Annotated in this window: 27 protein-coding genes and 1 pseudogene; 20 read left to right on the top strand and 8 right to left on the bottom strand. The window is 62.2% G+C overall.

What is annotated here, in order from left to right:
• Positions 1-91 precede the first annotated feature (91 nt).
• Genes RNZ50_09335 through RNZ50_09315 form a run of 5 tightly spaced genes read left to right on the top strand, consistent with a single transcriptional unit; the run spans position 92 to position 3,900 of the window.
• Entirely contained in the window at positions 92-1,354 is a 1,263-nt protein-coding gene (locus RNZ50_09335; GenBank protein MDT8855212.1) for a site-specific DNA-methyltransferase, read from the top strand.
• Positions 1,351-1,863, top strand: a complete 513-nt coding sequence (locus RNZ50_09330) for a hypothetical protein (protein MDT8855211.1) — start codon at positions 1,351-1,353, stop codon at positions 1,861-1,863. The genes RNZ50_09335 and RNZ50_09330 overlap by 4 nt, the downstream gene beginning before the upstream one ends.
• Positions 1,860-3,218: a site-specific DNA-methyltransferase gene (locus RNZ50_09325; GenBank protein ID MDT8855210.1), complete on the top strand. Its 1,359-nt coding sequence runs from the start codon at positions 1,860-1,862 to the stop codon at positions 3,216-3,218. Before RNZ50_09330 ends, RNZ50_09325 begins: the two co-directional genes overlap by 4 nt.
• A complete protein-coding gene (locus tag RNZ50_09320; protein MDT8855209.1) occupies positions 3,215-3,676 on the top strand; it encodes a hypothetical protein in 462 nt (153 codons plus the stop codon). The genes RNZ50_09325 and RNZ50_09320 overlap by 4 nt, the downstream gene beginning before the upstream one ends.
• Positions 3,673-3,900 (top strand): hypothetical protein, encoded by a 228-nt coding sequence (locus tag RNZ50_09315; GenBank protein ID MDT8855208.1) that lies wholly within the window; start codon positions 3,673-3,675, stop codon positions 3,898-3,900. The genes RNZ50_09320 and RNZ50_09315 overlap by 4 nt, the downstream gene beginning before the upstream one ends.
• Before the next feature lie 21 nt (positions 3,901-3,921).
• On the opposite strand, the gene RNZ50_09310 is transcribed toward RNZ50_09315, so the two are convergent.
• The 7 genes from RNZ50_09310 to RNZ50_09280 all read right to left on the bottom strand — a co-directional run bounded on the left by RNZ50_09310 (position 3,922) and on the right by RNZ50_09280 (position 6,161).
• The gene (locus tag RNZ50_09310) at positions 3,922-4,482 is read right to left on the bottom strand and encodes a DUF3489 domain-containing protein (GenBank protein MDT8855207.1); all 561 of its coding nucleotides are present in this window, start codon (positions 4,480-4,482) and stop codon (positions 3,922-3,924) included.
• Between the two features lie 37 nt (positions 4,483-4,519).
• Positions 4,520-4,747, bottom strand: coding sequence for a hypothetical protein (locus RNZ50_09305; GenBank protein ID MDT8855206.1), 228 nt, complete (start codon positions 4,745-4,747; stop codon positions 4,520-4,522).
• 103 nt (positions 4,748-4,850) lie between these two features.
• Positions 4,851-5,213: a hypothetical protein gene (locus tag RNZ50_09300; GenBank protein ID MDT8855205.1), complete on the bottom strand. Its 363-nt coding sequence runs from the start codon at positions 5,211-5,213 to the stop codon at positions 4,851-4,853.
• Positions 5,210-5,515 (bottom strand): hypothetical protein, encoded by a 306-nt coding sequence (locus RNZ50_09295; protein MDT8855204.1) that lies wholly within the window; start codon positions 5,513-5,515, stop codon positions 5,210-5,212. Before RNZ50_09295 ends, RNZ50_09300 begins: the two co-directional genes overlap by 4 nt.
• A gap of 11 nt (positions 5,516-5,526) precedes the next feature.
• Positions 5,527-5,745, bottom strand: coding sequence for a hypothetical protein (locus RNZ50_09290; protein ID MDT8855203.1), 219 nt, complete (start codon positions 5,743-5,745; stop codon positions 5,527-5,529).
• 12 nt (positions 5,746-5,757) lie between these two features.
• Positions 5,758-5,973 (bottom strand): hypothetical protein, encoded by a 216-nt coding sequence (locus RNZ50_09285; protein ID MDT8855202.1) that lies wholly within the window; start codon positions 5,971-5,973, stop codon positions 5,758-5,760.
• A 2-nt stretch (positions 5,974-5,975) separates the two neighbouring features.
• Positions 5,976-6,161: a hypothetical protein gene (locus tag RNZ50_09280; protein ID MDT8855201.1), complete on the bottom strand. Its 186-nt coding sequence runs from the start codon at positions 6,159-6,161 to the stop codon at positions 5,976-5,978.
• A 173-nt stretch (positions 6,162-6,334) separates the two neighbouring features.
• Between RNZ50_09280 and RNZ50_09275 the strand changes: the two genes are divergently transcribed.
• The 10 genes from RNZ50_09275 (at position 6,335) to RNZ50_09230 (ending at position 14,993) form a co-directional block, all read left to right on the top strand.
• Positions 6,335-6,874 carry a hypothetical protein gene (locus tag RNZ50_09275; protein MDT8855200.1) on the top strand — a complete coding sequence of 180 codons (540 nt, stop codon included), beginning with the start codon at positions 6,335-6,337 and terminating at the stop codon, positions 6,872-6,874.
• Positions 6,822-8,849 (top strand): phage terminase large subunit family protein, encoded by a 2,028-nt coding sequence (locus tag RNZ50_09270; protein MDT8855199.1) that lies wholly within the window; start codon positions 6,822-6,824, stop codon positions 8,847-8,849. Before RNZ50_09275 ends, RNZ50_09270 begins: the two co-directional genes overlap by 53 nt.
• 10 nt (positions 8,850-8,859) lie before the next feature.
• Entirely contained in the window at positions 8,860-9,069 is a 210-nt protein-coding gene (locus RNZ50_09265; GenBank protein MDT8855198.1) for a hypothetical protein, read from the top strand.
• A complete protein-coding gene (locus RNZ50_09260; GenBank protein ID MDT8855197.1) occupies positions 9,066-10,580 on the top strand; it encodes a phage portal protein in 1,515 nt (504 codons plus the stop codon). Before RNZ50_09265 ends, RNZ50_09260 begins: the two co-directional genes overlap by 4 nt.
• The gene (locus tag RNZ50_09255; protein ID MDT8855196.1) at positions 10,580-12,031 is read left to right on the top strand and encodes a S49 family peptidase; all 1,452 of its coding nucleotides are present in this window, start codon (positions 10,580-10,582) and stop codon (positions 12,029-12,031) included. Before RNZ50_09260 ends, RNZ50_09255 begins: the two co-directional genes overlap by 1 nt.
• A 101-nt stretch (positions 12,032-12,132) precedes the next feature.
• Positions 12,133-12,513 (top strand): head decoration protein, encoded by a 381-nt coding sequence (locus tag RNZ50_09250; protein MDT8855195.1) that lies wholly within the window; start codon positions 12,133-12,135, stop codon positions 12,511-12,513.
• A 92-nt stretch (positions 12,514-12,605) separates the two neighbouring features.
• Complete coding sequence (locus RNZ50_09245; GenBank protein MDT8855194.1) at positions 12,606-13,628, top strand: major capsid protein; 1,023 nt, start codon at positions 12,606-12,608, stop codon at positions 13,626-13,628.
• Between the two features lie 11 nt (positions 13,629-13,639).
• Complete coding sequence (locus RNZ50_09240; GenBank protein ID MDT8855193.1) at positions 13,640-13,951, top strand: hypothetical protein; 312 nt, start codon at positions 13,640-13,642, stop codon at positions 13,949-13,951.
• Positions 13,948-14,577, top strand: coding sequence for a DUF6441 family protein (locus RNZ50_09235; GenBank protein ID MDT8855192.1), 630 nt, complete (start codon positions 13,948-13,950; stop codon positions 14,575-14,577). The genes RNZ50_09240 and RNZ50_09235 overlap by 4 nt, the downstream gene beginning before the upstream one ends.
• Positions 14,577-14,993, top strand: a complete 417-nt coding sequence (locus RNZ50_09230; protein MDT8855191.1) for an acyl-CoA transferase — start codon at positions 14,577-14,579, stop codon at positions 14,991-14,993. Before RNZ50_09235 ends, RNZ50_09230 begins: the two co-directional genes overlap by 1 nt.
• On the opposite strand, the gene RNZ50_09225 is transcribed toward RNZ50_09230, so the two are convergent.
• Complete coding sequence (locus tag RNZ50_09225; GenBank protein ID MDT8855190.1) at positions 14,966-15,409, bottom strand: polymer-forming cytoskeletal protein; 444 nt, start codon at positions 15,407-15,409, stop codon at positions 14,966-14,968. The two genes, RNZ50_09230 and RNZ50_09225, sit on opposite strands and share 28 nt — an antisense overlap.
• Before the next feature lie 78 nt (positions 15,410-15,487).
• Here RNZ50_09225 and RNZ50_09220 point away from each other — a divergent pair.
• The 5 genes and pseudogenes from RNZ50_09220 to RNZ50_09200 all read left to right on the top strand — a co-directional run bounded on the left by RNZ50_09220 (position 15,488) and on the right by RNZ50_09200 (position 20,119).
• A pseudogene (locus tag RNZ50_09220) lies at positions 15,488-16,430 on the top strand (phage tail tube protein).
• A complete protein-coding gene (locus tag RNZ50_09215) occupies positions 16,427-16,864 on the top strand; it encodes a hypothetical protein (GenBank protein MDT8855189.1) in 438 nt (145 codons plus the stop codon). The pseudogene RNZ50_09220 and the gene RNZ50_09215 overlap by 4 nt, the downstream one beginning before the upstream one ends.
• 41 nt (positions 16,865-16,905) lie before the next feature.
• Positions 16,906-17,100 carry a hypothetical protein gene (locus RNZ50_09210; protein ID MDT8855188.1) on the top strand — a complete coding sequence of 65 codons (195 nt, stop codon included), beginning with the start codon at positions 16,906-16,908 and terminating at the stop codon, positions 17,098-17,100.
• Positions 17,097-19,535: a phage tail tape measure C-terminal domain-containing protein gene (locus RNZ50_09205; GenBank protein MDT8855187.1), complete on the top strand. Its 2,439-nt coding sequence runs from the start codon at positions 17,097-17,099 to the stop codon at positions 19,533-19,535. The genes RNZ50_09210 and RNZ50_09205 overlap by 4 nt, the downstream gene beginning before the upstream one ends.
• The gene (locus RNZ50_09200; GenBank protein MDT8855186.1) at positions 19,532-20,119 is read left to right on the top strand and encodes a hypothetical protein; all 588 of its coding nucleotides are present in this window, start codon (positions 19,532-19,534) and stop codon (positions 20,117-20,119) included. Before RNZ50_09205 ends, RNZ50_09200 begins: the two co-directional genes overlap by 4 nt.
• The last annotated feature ends 69 nt before the right edge of the window (positions 20,120-20,188 follow it).

The raw sequence follows: 20,188 nt of genomic DNA, 5'->3' as shown, positions 1-20,188 counted from the left end.
TTTTCCCCACATCGCGGATGCCGATCCTGTCGCTGGCCATGTTGCCCGCGCGCGTTGGTACGTCCGCCCTGCCCCAAATGAGAACCGCCCCATGGACCTGGTCTTTGCACCGAGCCAGATCGAGACTTGGCCTCTCGACCGGCTGCGCCCCTATGCCCGCAATGCCAAAATCCACGGCACCGACCAGGTCGCCAAGATCGCCGCCAGCATGGCAAAGTTTGGTTGGACTGTGCCCTGCATGGTGGCCGACGACGGCGAGCTGATTGCCGGGCATGGTCGGGTGCTGGCGGCTGCGATGCTCGGGTTGAAGGACGTACCGGTGATCCGGCTCAGCCATCTCGACGAAGCCGAGCGTCGGGCTTACCGGATCGCCGACAATAAACTGACCGAGCTGGGCGAATGGGACGAGGCGATGCTGCGCGACGAGATCGCGGGGCTGCTGGCCGAGGATTTCGACCTGTCGCTGCTCGGGATCACCGACGAAGATCTGGATGCGCTGTTGCGGGATCCAGATGCGCTGGGCGGCGACGGGCCGGTTGAGGGCGAAGACGACATTCCCGAACCGCCGGTCACGCCGGTGTCGGTTGCGGGTGACCTCTGGCAGCTGGGATCACACCGGTTGATCTGCGGCGACAGCACCTCCGCTGATGTGGTCGGGCGGTTGCTCGGTGATGTTCGCCCCCTGCTGATGGTGACCGACCCGCCCTATGGAGTCGAATACGATCCCTCCTGGCGCAACCAGACGGGCGCGGCGAAGACCAAGCGCACCGGCCTTGTGCTGAACGACGACCGGGCCGACTGGCGCGAGGCTTGGGCGCTGTTCCCCGGCGATGTCGCCTATGTCTGGCACGGTGCGCTGCACGCGGCAGAGGTGGCCGAGAGCCTCATGGCGGTAGGCTTCAACGTTCGGTCGCAGATCATCTGGGCCAAGGAGAGCCTCGTTTTCAGCCGTGGCGATTACCACTGGCAACATGAACCCTGCTGGTATGCCGTCAAGAAGACCGGCAAGGGCCATTGGGCCGGTGACCGCAAGCAGACCACGCTGTGGAAGATCGCCAATAAGGATCAGGACGCTACCACCATCCACAGCACCCAGAAGCCAGTCGAGTGCATGCGCCGCCCGATGCTGAACAATTCCAACCCCGGTCAGGCGGTGTATGAACCCTTCATGGGATCCGGCACCACGCTGATCGCGGCGGAAACCACCGGGCGGGTGTGCTTCGGGATCGAGCTGAACCCGGTCTACGTCGATGTCGCCATCGAGCGCTGGCAGAAATTCACCGGCGCCAATGCCGTGCTGGCAGACACCGGCGAAACCTTCGCCGACCTGAAGGTCAAGAGGCTGGCGGCATGAACAACGCAAAATCCAAATTGCCTGGCACCATCACCGGCCCAAGCGCAATGGAGATCAGTATCCTGATCAGCGCCATTGCCGACAAGCGCGCCATGATCGCAGGGACCAAATCCGTCCTGCGCCTGAACGCCCTGCAACAGGATCTGCGCACCGTGCAGCAACGACTTGCGGTGCTGTTTGGCGCGACCCGTGGCTGGGCCTTGTCCCGGTCCGACTTTACTGCGGCGGTGCTGGCGCGGCGCGGTCTGTTCGACGGCCGCGGTTACTACGCTGAACCCTGGTCACGGGAACTGGTTGATCATCCGTTCTACTATCGCAAGGACCGGATGGCATGCGCCGTCGCCGCACATCTCTATGGCACCTTTGATGCCGCCAAACGGCAGGACATCGCTGCGTTTGCGGAATTGAAAGGTCTGCAAACCACTTGGCCGGAGGATTTCCCAAGCTGGTGGCTTCCCGGCACAACCACGTTGGTGGTCTACACGCCCTTGACCGGACCCGCGCAATGATGATGCAGCCCGACCGGATCGAGCACTGGCCCCTCGCCCGCCTCAAACCCTACGCCCGCAACGCCAAGACCCATGATGCCACTCAGGTGGCGAAGATCGCTGCCAGCATGGCCGAGTTCGGCTGGACTGTGCCCTGCCTTGTGGCCGAGGACGGCGAGTTGATCGCGGGTCATGGCCGTGTCCTGGCCGCCGACCATCTTGGCCTGACCGAGGCTCCGGTCATCGTGCTGAGCCATTTGACCGAGGCGCAGCGCCGGGCTTATCGCATCGCTGACAATAAGTTAACCGAGCTGGGCGGCTGGGATGAAGCGCTGCTCTTGCAGGAATTGCAGGCCCTGCTGGCCGAGGATTTCGACCTCGGCCTGATCGGGATCCCCGAAGATGAACTGGACGCCCTGCTGGCAGACGCCGATGACCGCCCAACGATTTCCGATGATGCGGCCGATACGATCCCCGACCCGCCCGCCGAACCTATCACCAAGCCGGGCGATATCTGGGCGCTGGGCAAACACCGCCTCTGCTGCGGCGATGCCACCGATCCGACCGCTGTCGCCAAGCTGATGCAAGGTGAAACCGCCACGCTGATGTTCACCTCGCCACCGTATGCCCAGCAGCGCGACTACGGCGCGGCCAAGGAAAAGGTCGGCGATTGGGATGCGCTGATGCAGGGCGTGTTTGCTGCCGCCCCGGTCACCGCTGAGGCGCAGCTGCTGGTCAACCTCGGCCTCGTGCACCGAGACAGTGAATGGCAGCCCTATTGGGAAGGATGGGTGGAATGGATGCGCACCTCTGGCTGGCGACGCTTTGGCTGGTATGTCTGGGATCAGGGTCCGGGCCTGCCGGGCGACTGGAACGGCCGCCTGGCCCCGTCGCACGAGTTCATTTTCCACTTCAACCGCGCGCCCCGCAAACCGCACAAGACAGTCCCGTCCAAGCACGCAGGCGAAACCCTCGGCGGCGGTGGGCTGCGCGGCGCCGACGGCACCGTTCACGCCAAGACCGGCACCGGCAACGCGATCCAAAGCCACCGCATTCCCGACAGCGTCTTCCGCATCATGCGCCACAAGGGCGGGCTGGGCGCAGCAGGGTCGCACCCAGCGGTGTTTCCGGTGGCGCTGGTCGAGGCGGTGCTGACCGCGTTCAGCGATCCCGACGACCTGATCTATGAGCCGTTCTGCGGCTCTGGCACCCAGTTGGTCGCTGCCGAACGCAGCGGACGGCGATGCTTCGCGATGGAATTGGACCCGGTCTATTGTGATGTCGCCGTGCGACGGTGGGAGATTGCGACGGGGAAGGTAGCACGGCGCGAGCACAAGGGCGTGGCCGTTGATGAATTGGAAGGAACGGCGGAATGAACATGCGCTGGCGAGTGGGCGATCTGGTGCAGGCGATCCCGATCCCGCGCGGTGATCTGAACCAGGCCATATCACGCGACGGTTTTTGCCCGGAGCACACCCCCGAGCCCGGAAAGGAGCGCTGGTATAGCTGGCGAGACGTGGTGGCCATTGCCGTGGCACAGGACTTGCGCAACATCGGCCTCGGGCCATCAATCGCGTTTCGGTATGTGCAGGACCACCTGTTGCAATATCTGCGCGACAGCGTCGATCAGCCGGGCGATTGCACTGGGGTGGTCTGGTTGATCTATGGGTTGGAAGATCGGTTCAAAAAAGTAAGCCGTTGCGAGTTTGTTCAACTCGCCAACATCGGGGATATTTTGATCACACCAGATGAGCGCGCGTGCATCGTCGTCAATCTGGGTCAGATCGCAAACCACATCCTCGATGAATTGCACGCGCCGGAGGGAGCCAAATGATCCAGTCCCGATGCATGTCACTTGTTGAAGCCGTCACCAATGTTGCCGTGGGCTATGCGCTGGCGCTGGCGACGCAGATCGTGGTGTTTCCATGGTTCGGGCTGCATCCGAGCTTGGGCGAGAACCTCGCCATCGGCGCGATCTTTGTGGGCATCTCATTGCTGCGCAGCTACACGCTTCGCCGCTTGTTCGAACGCTGGTGCTCGCGTCCACATCGCAGGTGACCCGTGGGGTGAAGCAGGGCGTCAGGCCGCGTCCAGCTTGTACACAGTGCCTCTGCCCTCAACCTTTTCAGAGGCAATGGGAAGGCCCAGCTTCTTTTTCAGCGCCCCGGAGATCATGCCGCGTACCGAATGCGCCATCCAGCCAGTCTCTGCTACGATCTCGGTGATCGCCGCACCCCCGGGGCGCTGCAGCAGAGCGATGATCTGGGCCTGCTTGGTGCCCGCGCGGATATTGACCGGTTTCGGCGTCTCCGCTGCGGTCGGCTGTGGGTCCGGCACAGGCTTGGCATTGCGCAGGTTGGTCACCGTGCTGGCCGCCACCGGCTCGACCCCGATGGCCAGCAGCCCCGCGTCGGTCACCACCAGCGTGGTGCCATGCCCATCGCCGGTCTCGCGCCAGAGCGGTTCACCGCGCCGCAGGTTGGCGTCGACCTCCTGAAGCCAGCCTTGTGCGATCATTTTGGTGACAGCCATCTTCGCTGCCGCACCGTGCAGCCCTTTGGGCAGCGGCAGGGCGATGTTCTCGGGGCGCTGGGCCCCGGCGCTCAGGATGATGGTCTGGGTGTCGGTGAGTTTCATCATGACGGGGTCCTGTTCGATCTGGTGGCGTTGGGCGGGATCAATCGGCATGTTCGCCCTCCTTGAAGGCGCTGTCGGTAATCTGGCGCAGCAGGCTGGCGTAGTGGTTCAGGGTGCCAACGTCGCCCCAGTTGATCTCGTCGGGGTGGGTGTTGAAATGGTCGTCGCTCAGGGCCTGCAGCCGTTCCAGCATCGCGTCGATCTGGAACTTGGTGGTCATGCAGGCGTCGAGGGCTTTGGATTTGTCGGTGGCGCAGCGGGTGGTCATGGCTTGGTCTTTCTTCGGTAAGTTGCATCGTTTAGGTCTAATCACCATCGCGCTGACGGGGTGGTTAGTGTAGGCAATAACAAGCAATATCATTGCTTTATGATCAATATATCTGGTGGGGATCGGTCAGCGCCGCCTGTTCGGCCTCGTGTCGTTGTGCCGCGTCGGGTGGATCACGCCGCGCGTTGATCATGGCGACAAACAGCGCACGGGCGACGGCGGCCACCTCGTCTGCCCCTGCGCTGGAGAGCTCCACATCATGGATGGCGATGGCCTCGCCCAGATCGGTCAGGGCGTAAAGCGTGGCAAATTCAGCCTCGGGCGGGTCGCAGGTGATGGTGTCGCGGTCGTCCTGAGATACGGCGACGCTGCGGCAAAAGCGCAGATCGAAGCCGATGGCGCAGTTGCGACGCACGACATCATCGAGGGTCTCGCCTTCGGGCAGGCAGTTGAGGGTGAGGGTCATGGTTGAGGGCTTTCGGGCTGAATAGCACTGGGCTTGAGTTCAACCCACACCCCGTCCTGCCAGACGTAAAGGTGGCATAGCTCACAGGTCGGTCGCTGCAGGATGGGCGGTTCGCGTGGCGGATCGAAACGGTCGATCGCGTCCGCGCGAACTTGGCGGATTTCCTTTGCAGCGAGGATGTCTTCGGGCGTCCAGCGCGCCAACGCTGGCAGCATGTGAGAGGGGTAGCCGTCATAATGGCAATAAACATGGGCCCATGCATCGGGACCAATCTGAATTGCAATCTGTGCGCGGGTGCTCATGGTCGTTCCCCTCAGATCAGCTTAAGATCAGCCAGCACCGCGCTGGCGGCGGCAAGCTGGGCGGTCGGCAGCTCGATCTTGATGTGCGAGAACACATCCGAGGCTTCAGCCGTGATCCCATCCTCGCGCAGCGCGGCCTCGATGGCCTCGGCCACGGCGTTCGGTCGCGAGCGGTCGAAATGTACGGGCAGCGTTACGTAGTCGATGCGGATGGTGGTGGTGGCGGTCATGATCTTGTCCTTTCAGGATTGGGGTTTTGCAGCAGCGCCTGCGCGGCGTCCGGCTTCAAAGGCGTCTTCAAGTGCCGCGTGGATCGCCCAGACCGCGACATCGTGGAAATCGAGGCGGTCGCGGTTCCGGGTCTCCAGCGTTTCAATGAAGAACCGGTTTCGGGCGATCCCAAGGATCAAGGCCTCGCGGACGTCTTCGGGTGTAGGGGTGGTTTTGCGTTTGGCCATGATCACTCCTCCCAGCGGTGCTCTGGGTGGGTCGTGCGCGCGCAGGCTTCCTCGCGCATCATCTCGTGGGCGCGTGCCATCTCGACCATTCCGCCTTCCTGGCTCATCCGCCCCGACATGACTTCATCCATCACCCAGTTCACCCGCTCCTGCGCGGGGCTGGTGTGGTCCCGCCATCCGTCGCTCATCGAGCTGTGTCCCATCTTTTCCTGTGCGCGCATGGTGGTCTCCGATCCTCATTTAAGGGGTGCGATGCACCCGTTTGCCTTGCACCATGAATCGCTCTATCGCGGAGTGTAATCAACTGAATAAGATCGTTATTTTCGTTTAATTCCAACATCTTGAGGTTAATGCAATCGCCATGGAAGGTATGTCAGAACGCGAGTATTCCGCCCATACCGGCCTGTCGCGCGGGGCGATCCAGAAGGCACGCAAGGCCAGCCGCTTGGTGGTCTACAGCGACGGGTCGATCAACGCGGCCGCGTCTGATGTGCGCCGGGCCGATATGACTGATCCTGATCAGCAGCGCCGCAGCACCGGCGGCGGCGATAGCAGTTTCAGCGGCCCCGCCGACAGCTCGTCATACCTAAAGGCCCGCACGGCGCTGACCGTCTACCAGGCGCAGGACAAGCAACTTGGCATCCAGAAAAAGAAGGGCACGCTGGTGGACCGGGCCCGCGCCGAAGCGCTGGTGTTCCGGTTGGCGCGTCAGGAACGCGACACATGGGTCACCTGGCCCAGCAGGGTGGCGGCATTAATGGCCGCCGAAGTGGCGGCAGAGGTGGAGAAACAAACGGCCAAACCGGTGACAATCGAGGCCGCGATCCTGCAGAGGGTGCTGGAAACCCATGTCAGACAGCACCTCGAAGCCCTCGCCGATCTCAGGGTCAGCCTCAGATAGCGATGACCTGACCGCAGACCTCGACCTCGGGTTTGATGGGGCCGAGGATATCTTGCGCAGCTGGCGCAAAGGCATGCGCCCGGATCCTGACCTGACGGTGTCGGAATGGGCGGATGCGCATCGCTGGCTGTCGTCGCGTGCTGCGGCCGAACCGGGGCGATATCGCACGGCCCGCGCGCCCTACCTGCGCGACATCATGGATGCGTTGTCGCCGCGCCACCCGGCGCAGCGGATCAGCTTCATGAAGGCCGCACAGGTCGGCGCCACGGAGGCGGGTAATAACTGGATTGGCTTTGTTATTCACCACGCGCCGGGCCCGATGCTGGCGGTGCTGCCGACGGTGGAGATGGCAAAACGCACCTCGCGCGGGCGATTGGACCCCTTGATCTCGGAAAGCCCGGTGCTGCGTGCGCTGGTCAATCCGGCCCGGTCGCGCGACGCGGGAAACTCGATGCTGTCGAAGGAATTTCAAGGTGGCATCCTGGTGCTGACCGGGGCGAACTCTGCCACCGGCCTGCGCTCAATGCCCGCGCGCTATATCTTTCTGGACGAGGTTGACGCCTATCCAGCCTCTGCCGATGAGGAAGGCGATCCGGTCACGCTGGCCGAAGCCCGAACCACGACATTCTCGCACCGGCGCAAGGTGTTCATGGTTTCCACCCCGACAATCCGGGGCATCAGCCGGATCGAGCGGGAATACGAGGCATCAGACCAGCGGCGCTACTTCGTGCCCTGCCCACATTGCGGGGCGATGCAATGGCTGCAGTTTGAGCGCCTGCGCTGGGACAAAGGGCGACCCGACACCGCCGCCTATCATTGCGAGGGTTGTGAGAAGCCCATCGCCGAGCACCACAAGACGCAGATGCTTGAACAGGGCGAATGGCGCGCAACGGCCGTGTCGTCCGACCCGCATTCCATCGGCTTCCATATCTCCGCGCTCTATTCGCCTTTGGGCTGGAAGAGCTGGCAGCAGATCGCGCGCGAATGGCTAGCGGCCCAAGGCTCGGAAGAGATGCTTCGCGCCGCGCGCAACACCCTGCTGGGCGAGACATGGGTCGAGTCTGGTGATGCGCCAGAATGGCAGCGCCTTGCTGATCGCCGCGAGACGTTCGTGGCACAAATCCCTGCACGCGGCCTGTTCCTGACCGCAGGGGCGGACGTGCAGAAGGACCGCATCGAGGTTGATGTCTGGGCCTGGGGCCGTGGCCTAGAAAGTTGGCTTGTCGATCACGTCGTGATCTCTGGCGGGCCAGATGATCCTGCCTGCTGGGACAAGCTGACAGCTTTGCTGGGGCAAACATGGGTGCACGAACACGGTGCTGTCATGCCCCTGGCAAAGTTGGCCATCGACACAGGGTATGAGACGGCAGCCGTCTACGCATGGGCTCGCATCCAAGGCATCGCGCAGGTGGCCCCCGTCAAAGGCATGGAAGGCTTCAACCGCACAACGCCGGTCTCAGGGCCGACCTACGTTGATGCGACAGTAAACGGACGAAAGCTCAAGCGCGGCGCGCGGCTCTGGACGGTGGCCACCGCGACCTTCAAGGCGGAGACCTATCGCTATCTGCGGCTGGAGCGGCCGAGCGATGTAGACCGTGCCAGTGGCGCGCCAAATCCTGCGGGCACGATCCACATGCCAGACTGGGCAGACAGCGAATGGCTAAAGCAGCTGGTGGCCGAGCAACTGGTCACGATCCGCAACAAGCGGGGCTACGCGCGCCAAGAATGGCAAAAGATGCGCGAACGCAACGAAGCGCTGGATACTCGTGTCTATGCCCGCGCCGCCGTCTGGATCCTAGGGGCCGACCGCTTCGATGAGCGGATGTGGCGACAACTCGAAAAACAAGCCGGGGTAGAGACCCTCACGGCTGCCACCAAAGCCGACACTGACACACCGTCCGAGCCTCAAGCCGGGCGGATCGCCGCTCCGCGCAAGCGGGGCTGGCGGGTAAGCACGCCCAAATACATGGAATAGCGAGTACGCAATGACCCTCGATGACCTCAAATCCCACCACAGCGCGCTGTTGACTGCGCGCTACAGCGGCACACGCTCTGTAAGCTATGATGGCAAGACCCTGACCTATGGCACTGATGCTGAGCTGGCCGCTGCGATAGGGGACATCGAACGCCGCATTGCGAAACTTGAGCGCGGCGCTGGGCGTATCCTGCGCCCCCATGCGGTGAAGGACCTATGAACTGGCGGCAGCGCCTCGGGGCTTTTGTCGGTGGCTTTGATGCTGGCCAGCATCATCGCCGCCTGCGCGGGTTCCAAGCAACGCGCGCCCATGTGAATGCGCTGATTGCGGCGTCTGGACCTGATATCACTGCGCGCGCCCGCTGGTTGGTGCGCAATAATGGCTATGCGGCCAATGCTGTTGAAAGCTGGGCCGCAAATACCGTGGGCGACGGAATAAAGCCAATCTCGCAAATTACGGACGCTGCGCGCAAGGAAGAGCTACAACGCCTTTGGATGGCTTGGACAGATGAAGCAGACAGCGAAGGTCTGACCGATTTCTACGGGCTGCAGCGGCGCGCGGCGCGTGAAGTGTTTTTGGCCGGTGAGGTTTTCTTTCGGATTCGCCCTAGACGTGCAGGTGACGGATTGTCGGTGCCCTTGCAGCTACAGATGTTGCCCGCCGAGATGTTGCCGCTGCACCAAACGGGTCTGGCTGCCAATGGTAATGCCATCCGTCAGGGGATCGAATTTGACCGGGTCGGACGCCGTGTGGCCTATCACTTCCTCCGGCGGCACCCCGGCGACAGTACCGATCCGGGGCTGGCGGGCGAAATGGTGCGGGTTCCAGCAAGCGAGGTCATCCATGTGATCGATCCGGTTGAAGCGGGTCAATTGCGCGGGGTCTCAAAGCTGGCACCGGCCATCGTGAGGCTGTTTTTGCTCGATCAATACGACGATGCCGAGCTGGACCGCAAAAAGGTCGCCGCGATGTATGCGATGTTTGTGACCTCCCCTGCCCCAGAAAACCCCCTGCTGCCGTCCGAGGATGACGACACGCTGGGCGGCTTCGAGATCAGCCCCGGCCAGGTTGTGCGGCTGGATCCGGGCGAGGATGTCACCGTGGGCCAGCCTGCGGATTCAGGGGCGACCTACGAGCCGTTCCAGTACCGCACGCTGCTACAGGTCGCCTCGGCGCTGGGCATTCCTTATCCTTATCTGACCAATGACATGGTGAAGGGGAACTTTTCGAACTCGCGACTAGCCCTTATCGAATTTCGGCGTCGCGTTTCGGCCTGGCAGCACTCTGTGATGGTCTTTCAACTTTGCCGTCCCGTCTATGCGCGCTGGATGGACGCTGCCGTGCTATCGGGCGCATTGGTTCTGCCCGGCTATGAGGCCAACCGGTCGCAGTTCCTTGCGGCCAACTGGCTCCCCACCAAATGGGATTGGGTTGATCCCCTGAAGGATGCCAATGCCGAAATCGCTCAGATCGAGGCAGGGCTCAAATCCCGCACCCAAGCCATCGCCGAGCGCGGCTATGACGCAGAACAGGTCGACCGCGAGATCGCGGCCGAACGCAGCCGCGAGCGATTGCTCGGCCTCGACTTCCGCCGCCCCGGATCGCCCGCGCAAGGTGTGCAAGCTTTGCCCGGCCCGAATGAAAATGGAGACGAAAACGACGACAGCGACCCGGCAGATGAAACCGATGACGCGGAAGACCCTTCGCGCAAGCCTGAGGACCAGACCTGATGCTGCATGCCCGCATTGCCGCGCGCGCCTTCAACACGCCGCTGCTGGTTGAGCCCTCCAAAGCCATGGCGTTTCTCTCCGGCCTTGGGCCACGTATCCTCGGGCAGCAGGTTGAGACAACTTATCAGGGCCTCGCGTTGCAAAGCGCCCATCCGCCAACAGCGCGTGCCAGCATTTTGGCAGGTGTGATGCTGGACGATTACCGCCAGCATGGTGAGGCCCCCTACGCGGTGGTGGATGGCATCGCTGTGATTGAAATTTCTGGCGTGCTAATCCATCGTGGGGGCTGGATCGGACAGTCCTCGGGCCAGACCAGCTATGAGGGGATCGCGGCCCAGATCGAGGCGGCAGCAAGCGACCCGTCCGTGCTCGGGCTTGCATTGGAAATTGACAGCTTTGGCGGCGAGGTTGCGGGTGTTTTTGACCTCGCAGATCGTATTCGTGCGGTTCGCGCTAGCAAGCCCGTCTGGGCTTTTGTGGCAGAACACGCCTTCTCGGCCAGTTATGCGCTGGCCAGCCAGGCCGACCGCATCTTGCTGCCGCGCACCGGGGCGGTGGGCAGCATCGGTGTTGTGGTGATGCACGCCGATCTCAGCGGGCAGCTGGATCAAGACGGGGTGCGCGTCACGCTGATCCACGCAGGATCGCACAAGGTTGATGCCAATCCCTACACGCCCCTGCCCGCTGATATCCAAGACGACATTCAGCGCGAAATAGAGGTGCTGCGGTTTCTCTTTGCGGAAACAGTGGCCGCGGGACGCGGCGCGCGGCTTAGCCAAGAGGCCGCACTCGCCACCGAGGCCGCCAGCTTTCGCGGGACCGAGGCTGTGACGGCGGGTCTTGCCGACGAAGTCATCGATCTTGCGCGTGGGTTTGCCAGTTTTCGACAAAGCTTGTCTTCCATCCGCGCAACCCTCCCATCCCGCGTGGCCACCACGGCCCAAATTCAATCCCGAAAGGATCCTCTCATGCGCAACGACACCTTGCCACAGACTGAACCCGTCCCCGATGAAGCTCAAGACAGCCAAACGCAGAGTGATATTGCCGCAAATGGCGGCACAGATCCCGAAGTGCCACCTGCTACAGCCCTTGTTTCCCAATCGCTCGCAGCCCCTTCCGCAGCATCAAACTCACCAAAAGCTGACCCCGTCTCCGCCCTTCAGACATCCCTGCGGGCCGAACTTTCCGCCCAGCTTCGCCTTGAAGCGGCAGAGATCACCGAGATTGCAGCGCAAGCGGGACGGCTTGGCGTTACTATTGATGCAGCAAAAGCCCTGAGGGAGGGCACCACGCCTGCGGCGCTGCGCCGTTCAGTGTTGGAGCACGCGGCGGCCGCAGCCGATGCGCGGGATGTGGTGGCAATCACCCCAGCCCCGGTGGTTTCTTCGAACAGTGAAAGCCCTATTGTTGCCGCAGCCAAACGCGCCGCTGCCTCCGGGGCAAAACGCTGAGCGGTTCCACAGCCGCCATACTGCCACGACCATGTTAAAACTCCGCCTTCCCTCCCAGGCGGCGGATTGCTTATGCCTCCATCCCCAGAAGGATCCCCGACATGACTGTCCTGACCCAACCGCCCAGCCTGGGCGATATCCTCAAATATGAGCTAAACCCAAATTATACCCGAGAAACTATCACTCTGCTGGCAGGAACCACCTATCCCGTGGGTGCTGTGCTGGGCCGCATCACCGCCAGCGGTAAATATAAGCTGGCCACCTCCGGCGGTACGGATGGCGCGCAGACAGCTGCCGCCATGCTGCTCTACCACGTAGATGCCTCTGGCGCTGATGGCACCGGCCTTATCATCGCGCGCGGCCCCGCCATCGTCTCCAAAGCCGCCCTTGTCTTTGACACCACCGTCGATGATGCCGCCAAAACCGCGACCAAGCACGGCCAGCTCGCAGCCATTGGCATCATTCCGCGCGATACCGCTTAATCCAGATCGCGCAACGGCGCATCAGCCGGGCGGCTTCGCTGCCCATGATCCCCAAACCAAGGCTATCCCCACCCTTTTTGCTGGAGTTTCCCATGACCCTCACCCGTAACCCATTTGACGCGGGCGGCTATTCGCTCGCCGAGATGACGCAGGCGATTAACATCCTGCCCAACCTCTACACCCGCCTTGGCCAGATCGGCCTCTTTCGCTTTGAGGGTGTCTCGCAACGCGCCATCGTGATCGAACAGCATCAAGGCGTGTTGAGCCTCCTGCCCTCGGTCCCACTCGGTGCCCCTGCCACCGTCGGCAATCGTGAAGCCCGCTCCATGCGCTCATTCGCGCTGCCTTGGATCCCGCATGATGATGTGATCCTGCCTTCGGATATTCAGGGCATGCCCGCACTCGGCGTCTCGGACGCAGCCGACCCGCTGGTTGAGGTGATGAACCGCAAGCTGCAGCTGATGCGGCGCAAGCATGCCCAGACCCGCGAATATATGGAGATAAATGCGCTGCGCGGCATTGTGAAAGATGGCGCGGGCACCACGCTTTACAATTACTTCACGGAGTTTGGCCTTGAGCAACTCGCCATCGACTTTGTCTTTGGTACTGCGGGCACCAATATCCAAGGCAAGGTCCGCTCTGTGTTGCGCGCGATTGAGGACAACCTTTTGGGCGAGACCATGACCACCGCGCATGCGCTGGTCAGCTCTGAGTTCTTTGACAAGCTGATCAGCCATCCCAAAACCGAAGAAGCCTATAAGTTCTTCTCCGCAACGGGCGGGCAGCCCTTACGCGAAGACATGCGCCGCGCGTTTCCTTTCGCGGGCGTTCTGTTTGAGGAATATAACGGCTCTGTCACCCTCTCGAATGGGACGGCAGAACGGTTGATCCCAGCGGGGGACGGGATTGCCTTTCCCTTGGGCACGTTTGACACCTTCACCACCTATGGCGGGCCGGCCAATCTGCTGGAAGCCGCCAATACCATCGGTCTGCCCCTCTATGCCCGCCAGCATCTCGATGAAAAAGGCCGCTGGATTGATCTGATGACGGAAAGCTCGATCCTGCCGGTCAACAAGCGGCCGCGCATGGCAATACGACTGACGAGTTCGACTTAAGGCCGTTTGACATGCACGCATTTGCAATGGCCTTGGATCTGCTTTTTGCGGACCCAAACCTTGCCCAGGAAGCTTGGTATCGTGATTGCGAGGGACAATTCACCAAGCTCCGCATCATTACGCGCAGTGCCGACAGCATCACGGAGTTTGGGGCGGCAAGGCTCTGGTCCGAGACCTTCCGCTTTGATGTGCGCGTGCGAGAGCTGCCCAATCCCCGCTCGCAAGAGCAAATCCAGATCGGCGATGAGACGTTTCTAATTCAAGGCAAGCCTGTGCGCGACCGCGACCGGCTGATTTGGACCATTGAGGCGGCCCCAGCATGAGGATCAAACTCGATCTTGCGCCTGATCTGATCGCGGCGATGGCCGCCGAGATCAAAGCAGGCGAAAAAGCTGTCTCAACCGCCATGCGCGAGGCGGGTACAGGGCTGAAGACCGCTTGGCGCGCTCAGATCACCAGTGCCGGGCTTGGGCGGCGGCTTGCAAACTCGATAAGAAGCCAAACTTACCCAAAATCTGGTGACAGCCTAAGTGCGGCCGCTTTGGTGTGGTCGCAAGCGCCGGTGATCCTCCGCGCGCATGACACCGGGCCGTTGATCCGGTCCAAGAATGGGTTTTGGCTGGCGATCCCGACAGCGGCTGCGGGCAAGTCAGCCCGTGGTGGCCGGATCACTCCGGGTGAATGGGAACGCAAGCAAGGTCTGAAGTTGCTGTTTATCTATCGCAGGCGGGGCCCGAGTTTGTTGGTGGCTGAAGGGCGACTAAACAGCCGTGGGTTGGGTGTCGCGTCAAAGTCAAAGACCGGGCGTGGCGTCGCGACCGTGCCGATATTTCTGTTGGTGCCACAGGTGAAGCTGGCGAAACGCCTTGATCTGGCGCGCGATGCTGAGCGGGCCGTTGACCGCGTGCCGGGATTGATTGTAGCGAACTGGGTGGAGGGCAAAGTCTGATGACACGCGAAACCATCCTGACCGCCCTTGCGGATCTCTTGCGGCTGATCCCGTCCGTCCCGGTTCTGCGCGGCGAGGTTGTGCCGGAACGCGTGCCAGCAGCTGGCCTCATAATCCTACGCGACGGCGATCCGGGAGATCCGGCGGTGACGCTGTCGCCGCTTTTGTATCACTTCCAGCACCGCGTGGAGCTGGAGGTTATCGTGCAGGGTGTGGACCGTGATGCGGGCTTTGCCACACTTTGCGGCCAGATCGGTGCCGTGATCTCTGCGGACCACACGCTTGGTGGCCTCTGCGACTGGGTTGAGGCGGAAGCGCCGCGCCCGGTTGATCTGCCGGTCGAGGGGGCAGCAAACCTGAAAGCTGGCGTCCTTACGGTCGTGCTGCATTATTCAACTGGGGATCCGCTTTCCTGAACGGGGACAACAGGTTGTACCGGCATCTTAATGCGACCTTCAATCTTGGCGCCAAAATCAACTGAGATTGCAGCGGTTATTATATCGGCCTTGACCCGCGCGCCTGGTTTGATGGTGAGGGATGTCGCGTGAATTGTGCCAACAACCTGGCCTTCGACAATCACACTTGCTGCGTGGATCCCACCCTCGACTTTTCCAGACTTTGTCACAACGAGGGTTTCTGCGGTGAGCTCGCCAACAATGCTGCCACCTAACTCAACGATGCCACCCACAGAGAAATTGCCTTTGATGGACGTGCCCTCAAGAAGAATTGAGCGTCGTTCATCGATCTGTGGTGCTTCGCGGTTGGGCGCGACATCGGGCTTAGAGGGTTCTGGCTTTCCTTTTGAAAACATTAAACTGGCAGCTTCTGTCATTGATTTTGGCCAGTTGAGCCAAAAAGACCGTTTTGGTCAAGCTTTAGGACTCATTCAAACAATACCGAGGAGATGAAGATGGCACGAGCGCAAGGCGCGCGGGCGCAGATGGCGCTGGCGTTTGAGACGACGTATGGCACCGCCCCGACCACGGGGTACAAGCTGATGCCCTTTGCCAGCACCTCGCTCGGGGCTGAGCAACCGCTGCTGGCCTCGGACCTTTTGGGCTATGGTCGCGACCCGCTGGCCCCGATCAAAGATGCGGTGACGGCGGACGGCGATGTCTCGGTGCCAATTGATATCGAGGCCTTCGGGTTTTGGCTCAAGGCGGCCTTTGGCGCGCCCGCCACCAGCGGCACCACGCCAAAAACCCATAGCTTCACCTCAGGGTCTTGGGCGCTGCCGAGCTTCTCGGTGGAAACCGGCATGCCGGAGGTACCGCGCTATGCGATGTATTCGGGCTGCATGCTGGATCAACTGAGCTGGACCATGCAGCGCTCGGGGCTGTTGACGGCAACGGCAAAGATCATTGCCCAAGGCGAGACGATTGCCACAGTCTCCGGTGCGGGCACGCCCGCCGCAATCGCGCTGCAGCGTTTTGGCCACTTTAACGGCTCCATCAAGCGCAATGGCACAGCCCTCGGCCATGTGGTCTCGGCAGAGATTACCTATGCCAATAACCTTGGAACGGGTGGAGACCATCCGAGCAGATGGCAAGATTGATGGGGCGGATCCGGCGATGGCGGCTTTGACGGGCAAGATTGATGTGCGCTTTGCTGATAGCGCGCTGGTGACCCAAGCCATTGACGGCGCACCTTGCGAGTTGGAGTTCAGCTACAGCCTTGGGGCCAGTGCCAGCCTCAGCTTTACGGCCCATGCGGTCTATCTGCCCCGGCCCCGGATCGAGATCCAAGGGCCGCAGGGCATTCAAGCCTCGTTTGATTGGCAGGCGGCGAAGGGGACAACGCCTGCACGGCTTTGCACCATTGTCCTCACCAACTCAGTCGCGAGCTATGCATGATAGAACTCAACCTTTCCAACGGGCCGAAGTGGCTTGATCTCATCGCAGGCCTGCGTTTGCAGCTGCGCCCGCTCACCACCTCGCTGATGGTGGCCGCGCGCGCGGATCCTGCGATCCAAGGCCTTGCCACTGGTGCCAGTGATGATGAACGCGCGGTGGCCTTTGCCAAGGCACTGGCCCGCCTGGCCATTCTCGATTGGGAGGGGGTGGGCGATGCGGACGGCGTGCCACTTCCACCTTCGGAGGCTGCCATTGATGCGCTTCTGGATCTCTGGCCATTATTCGAGGCGTTCCAGACCCAATATGTTGCCAAAGGCCTGTTGATCGATGCGGAAAAAAACGGCTTTGCGCCCTTGCCGAGTGGTCCTTCGGCGGGGGTGACGCCTATTGCGCCGCCTGTGAGCAAGACTGCCTCGACTGCCCCAGCCGCGTAAACGCACCGCAGACCTATGAAGGCTGGCAGGTTTGGGACCTGGTGCAGCGCTTGGGCGGCCAGCTGCGGCTGGCGCAAGGGGTGTCAGGCAATGCGGTGATTGGCTGGGACATGGGGGCGGCCTTTGCGCTGGCCTCCGCGCTTGGGCTTTCGCCGCTGGCTGTGGCCGAGATGCTACCGGCTGTTGAGGCGGTGATGGTTCAGAAACTTAACGAGAGGATGGAACAAGGGCTATGAGCGAAAAACGGGTCTCTGTGCGCCTCTCTACCAGCGGCGGGCGGCAAGTGCGCGCCGAGCTGGAAGGTGTGGGCGATGCGGGCACGCGTGGCTTTGGGCGTTTGTCCCGCGAGATGGATCTGGCCAATGCGCGGCTTGCGGCCTTGTCGCGCCGGGCGGCCCTTGCCGCGGGCGTTATGGCTGCGGCCACAGTGGTAGCCGGGGTGGCCATGATCCGCTCTGGCCTGCAAACCGTCGATGCGCAGGCCAAAATGGCGCAATCTCTGGGCACCACGGTGGAAAGTCTGCAAGTGCTGGACCGGGCCGCTGATCTCTCTGGCGTCTCGATGGGCAATGTCGAGCAGGCCACGGTGCAGCTGACACGGCGTCTGAGCCAGGCAGCGGCAGGTGCTGGCCCTGCCGTCCAAGCGCTTGACCGCCTTGGTCTGTCAGTCCAAGCGCTGCAAAGCCTGCCGCTCGATCAGCGTATTGCCTTGATCCAGGACCGGCTGGCGGAGTTTGTGCCCGAGGCCGAGCGCGCGGCTGTCGCCTCACAGCTCTTTGGCGACCGCGCAGCCCTCGTGTTTACGCGCATTGATACCGCCACGCTGCGCCAAGCCACCGCTGACGTGACTGATTTTGGCATTGTTGTCTCCGAGCAAGACGCAGACCAGATTGAGCGCACCAATGATGCGCTGTCGCGCCTCGGGCTGATCTGGCGGGGTGTGTCAAACCAGCTGGCGGTGGCAGCGGCACCAGCCCTTGAAGCGATGGCCAACGCACTGGCGGCGGTATCCAAGACCACGGGACCGCTGGGCCAAGCGATTGCGGGTGTTTTTGACAATCTTGGACGGCTTGGCACTTATGCTGCAACCTTTGCGGCCTTCTTTGCGGGGCGCTGGGTTGGCGCAATGGCGATAGCGGCGCTGTCGGTACGCGGGCTTGCCACAGCCCTTGTCATCGTGCGGGGCGCGCTGATCCGCACAGGCATTGGCGCGCTGATCGTGGGGGCGGGTGAGTTGGTCTATTGGTTCACCCGGCTTGTTGCAGGTGCTGGCGGCTTTGGCGCGGCGATGGGGCTATTGAAGGACGTCGCGGTCGAGGTCTGGGGCCGCATTAAAATGGCCACCAGCTCGGCCGGAGCAACGGCCACCGCGATGTTCTACGATCTGAAGTCAGATGCGGCCATGGGCATGGCATCCGCGATCGACAGCGTGGTGGGGTTTGGCAATGCGACAGCCAACACCTTTGAAGGCGCTCTTTTGGCCGTGAAGGCAATCTGGTCGCGCCTGCCTGGCGTGATCGGCGATCTGGTGTTCACAGCGGCCAACCGCATGCTCGACGGCATTGAGGCAATGCTGAACGGGGCCCTCGGGCAAATTGATGCTTTTACCGGCAAAATCCGGGATGCGCTGGCAGCTGTTGGGATCGAGACAGCCTTTGGTCAGATTGGCGAGATCAGCCTTGGCGATATTGCAAACCCCTTTGCCGGGGCCTCAGCCGAGGCGGGCACGGCGGCGGCCGAAGCGTTCCAGCGCGCCTTTGCCAAAAATCCCCTGACCGCCCCTGATCTTGGTCTGAGCGGCCTTGCCACTGACGCGCTTGCGACCGCGAACAGCTACCGCCAGGCCGCGAGCGATCTTGCTGCAGGGGCCACAGCGCCGCTTGCAAGTTGGCAGGCGCTCAAAGATGCCGTAAGCGGCAGTGGTGCTGCGGGCGCTGATGCGCTTGATGAGGCACAGGCCTCGGCCTCAGGCGTTGCGGAGGCCTTGGACAGCGCAACAAACGCGGCCAACTCTGCAGGTGGGGCGGTCAAGACCGCCGCCGACGTGGCCAAAACCGGCTGGGCGGCCGTCTCACAATCCTTGGCGGAGTATTCCAAGCAGGCAATGGACTGGGGCAAGGGCCTTGGCAGCACTTTAGTCAGTGGCTTTCAATCGGCGGAAACTGCGTTCAAGCAATTTATCACCACCGGCAAGTTCGACTTCAAGTCCTTGGTGTCTTCCATCCTTGCTGATTTGGCAACGCTGGCGTTCAAGCGCGCGGTTCTGGGCCCGATCGCCAACGCGCTGTCGGGGGTCTTTGGGGGTGGAGATATATTTGGCTCGGTTTTGCATGCAGGCGGCATGGTCGGGACTGACGGAACCAGCCGCAGGGTTCCCGCGCTGGCCTTTGCAGCAGCCCCGCGGATGCATGCTGGAGGCTGGGCGGGCCTGAAACCCGATGAGGTGCCCGCGATTTTGCAACGCGGCGAGCGGGTGTTGAGCCGCAGGCAGGCAGCGGGCTATGGCGCAGGTGGTGCCGCGCCAAACATGTCGATCTCAATTGACGCGCGCGGCGCACAAATCGGCGTGGCCGAACAGATTGAGGCACGCCTGCGCGCGGCGCTGCCCGAAATCGCGCGCATCGCCAAGCAAAGCGTCGCGGACGGGCGGCGGCGGGGTCAGGCGATATGACAGTTGCGGTGTTGCCACTGGTGCTGGTGTCCGCACTTGAGCGGCGTCTGGTTACATCCGTGGCCGAGGCACGCTCACCCTTTACCGGCACGTCGCAGATCCAGGACTGGGGCGCATCATGGTGGGAGTACCAGATTGAAATGGCGGTAACGCAAGGCACCAATGGGCGCAGGTTGTCTGCGTTCTTTGCCGCTTTGGGCGGTTTGCGGGGGCGGTTCCTGTTTCCCGACCCAACGATTGAGGTGCTGGTCGGGGCTGGCAATCCTTATGTTACCGAGACGCAGGCGGCGGGTGGCACAACGCTGCGCACCGCAGGCTGGGGACTTGGTCTGCGCGCGGGGGATTTTTTCCAGTTGGGATTGGACGCGACGACACGGCTTTATCAACTGACGGCGGATGTGACGCCAGTGGGTAGCGAGGCCGAGCTGGCGTTTGTACCCTCCCTGCGCAGCACTGTTCAACTCGGCACGCCGATCGGCCTGAATGCCCCGTCCGTTCTTCTTCGGCTAACGGCGCCGGTGCCGACGGTCATTGGCCGGGCGGATCAGCATCGGTTTACGATCTCAGCCCGAGAGGCGCTTTGAACTGCGAGGAAGTCTGACATGAGCCGAGATGTAACCGCTGCTTTTGCTGCGGCACTGGCAGAGCAACAC

The sequence above is a fragment of the Paracoccaceae bacterium Fryx2 genome (assembly GCA_032334235.1).
Lineage (GTDB): Bacteria > Pseudomonadota > Alphaproteobacteria > Rhodobacterales > Rhodobacteraceae > JAVSGI01.
Note: the sequence above shows the minus strand (reverse complement) of the source record. Positions and strands in the feature narration are given on the sequence as shown.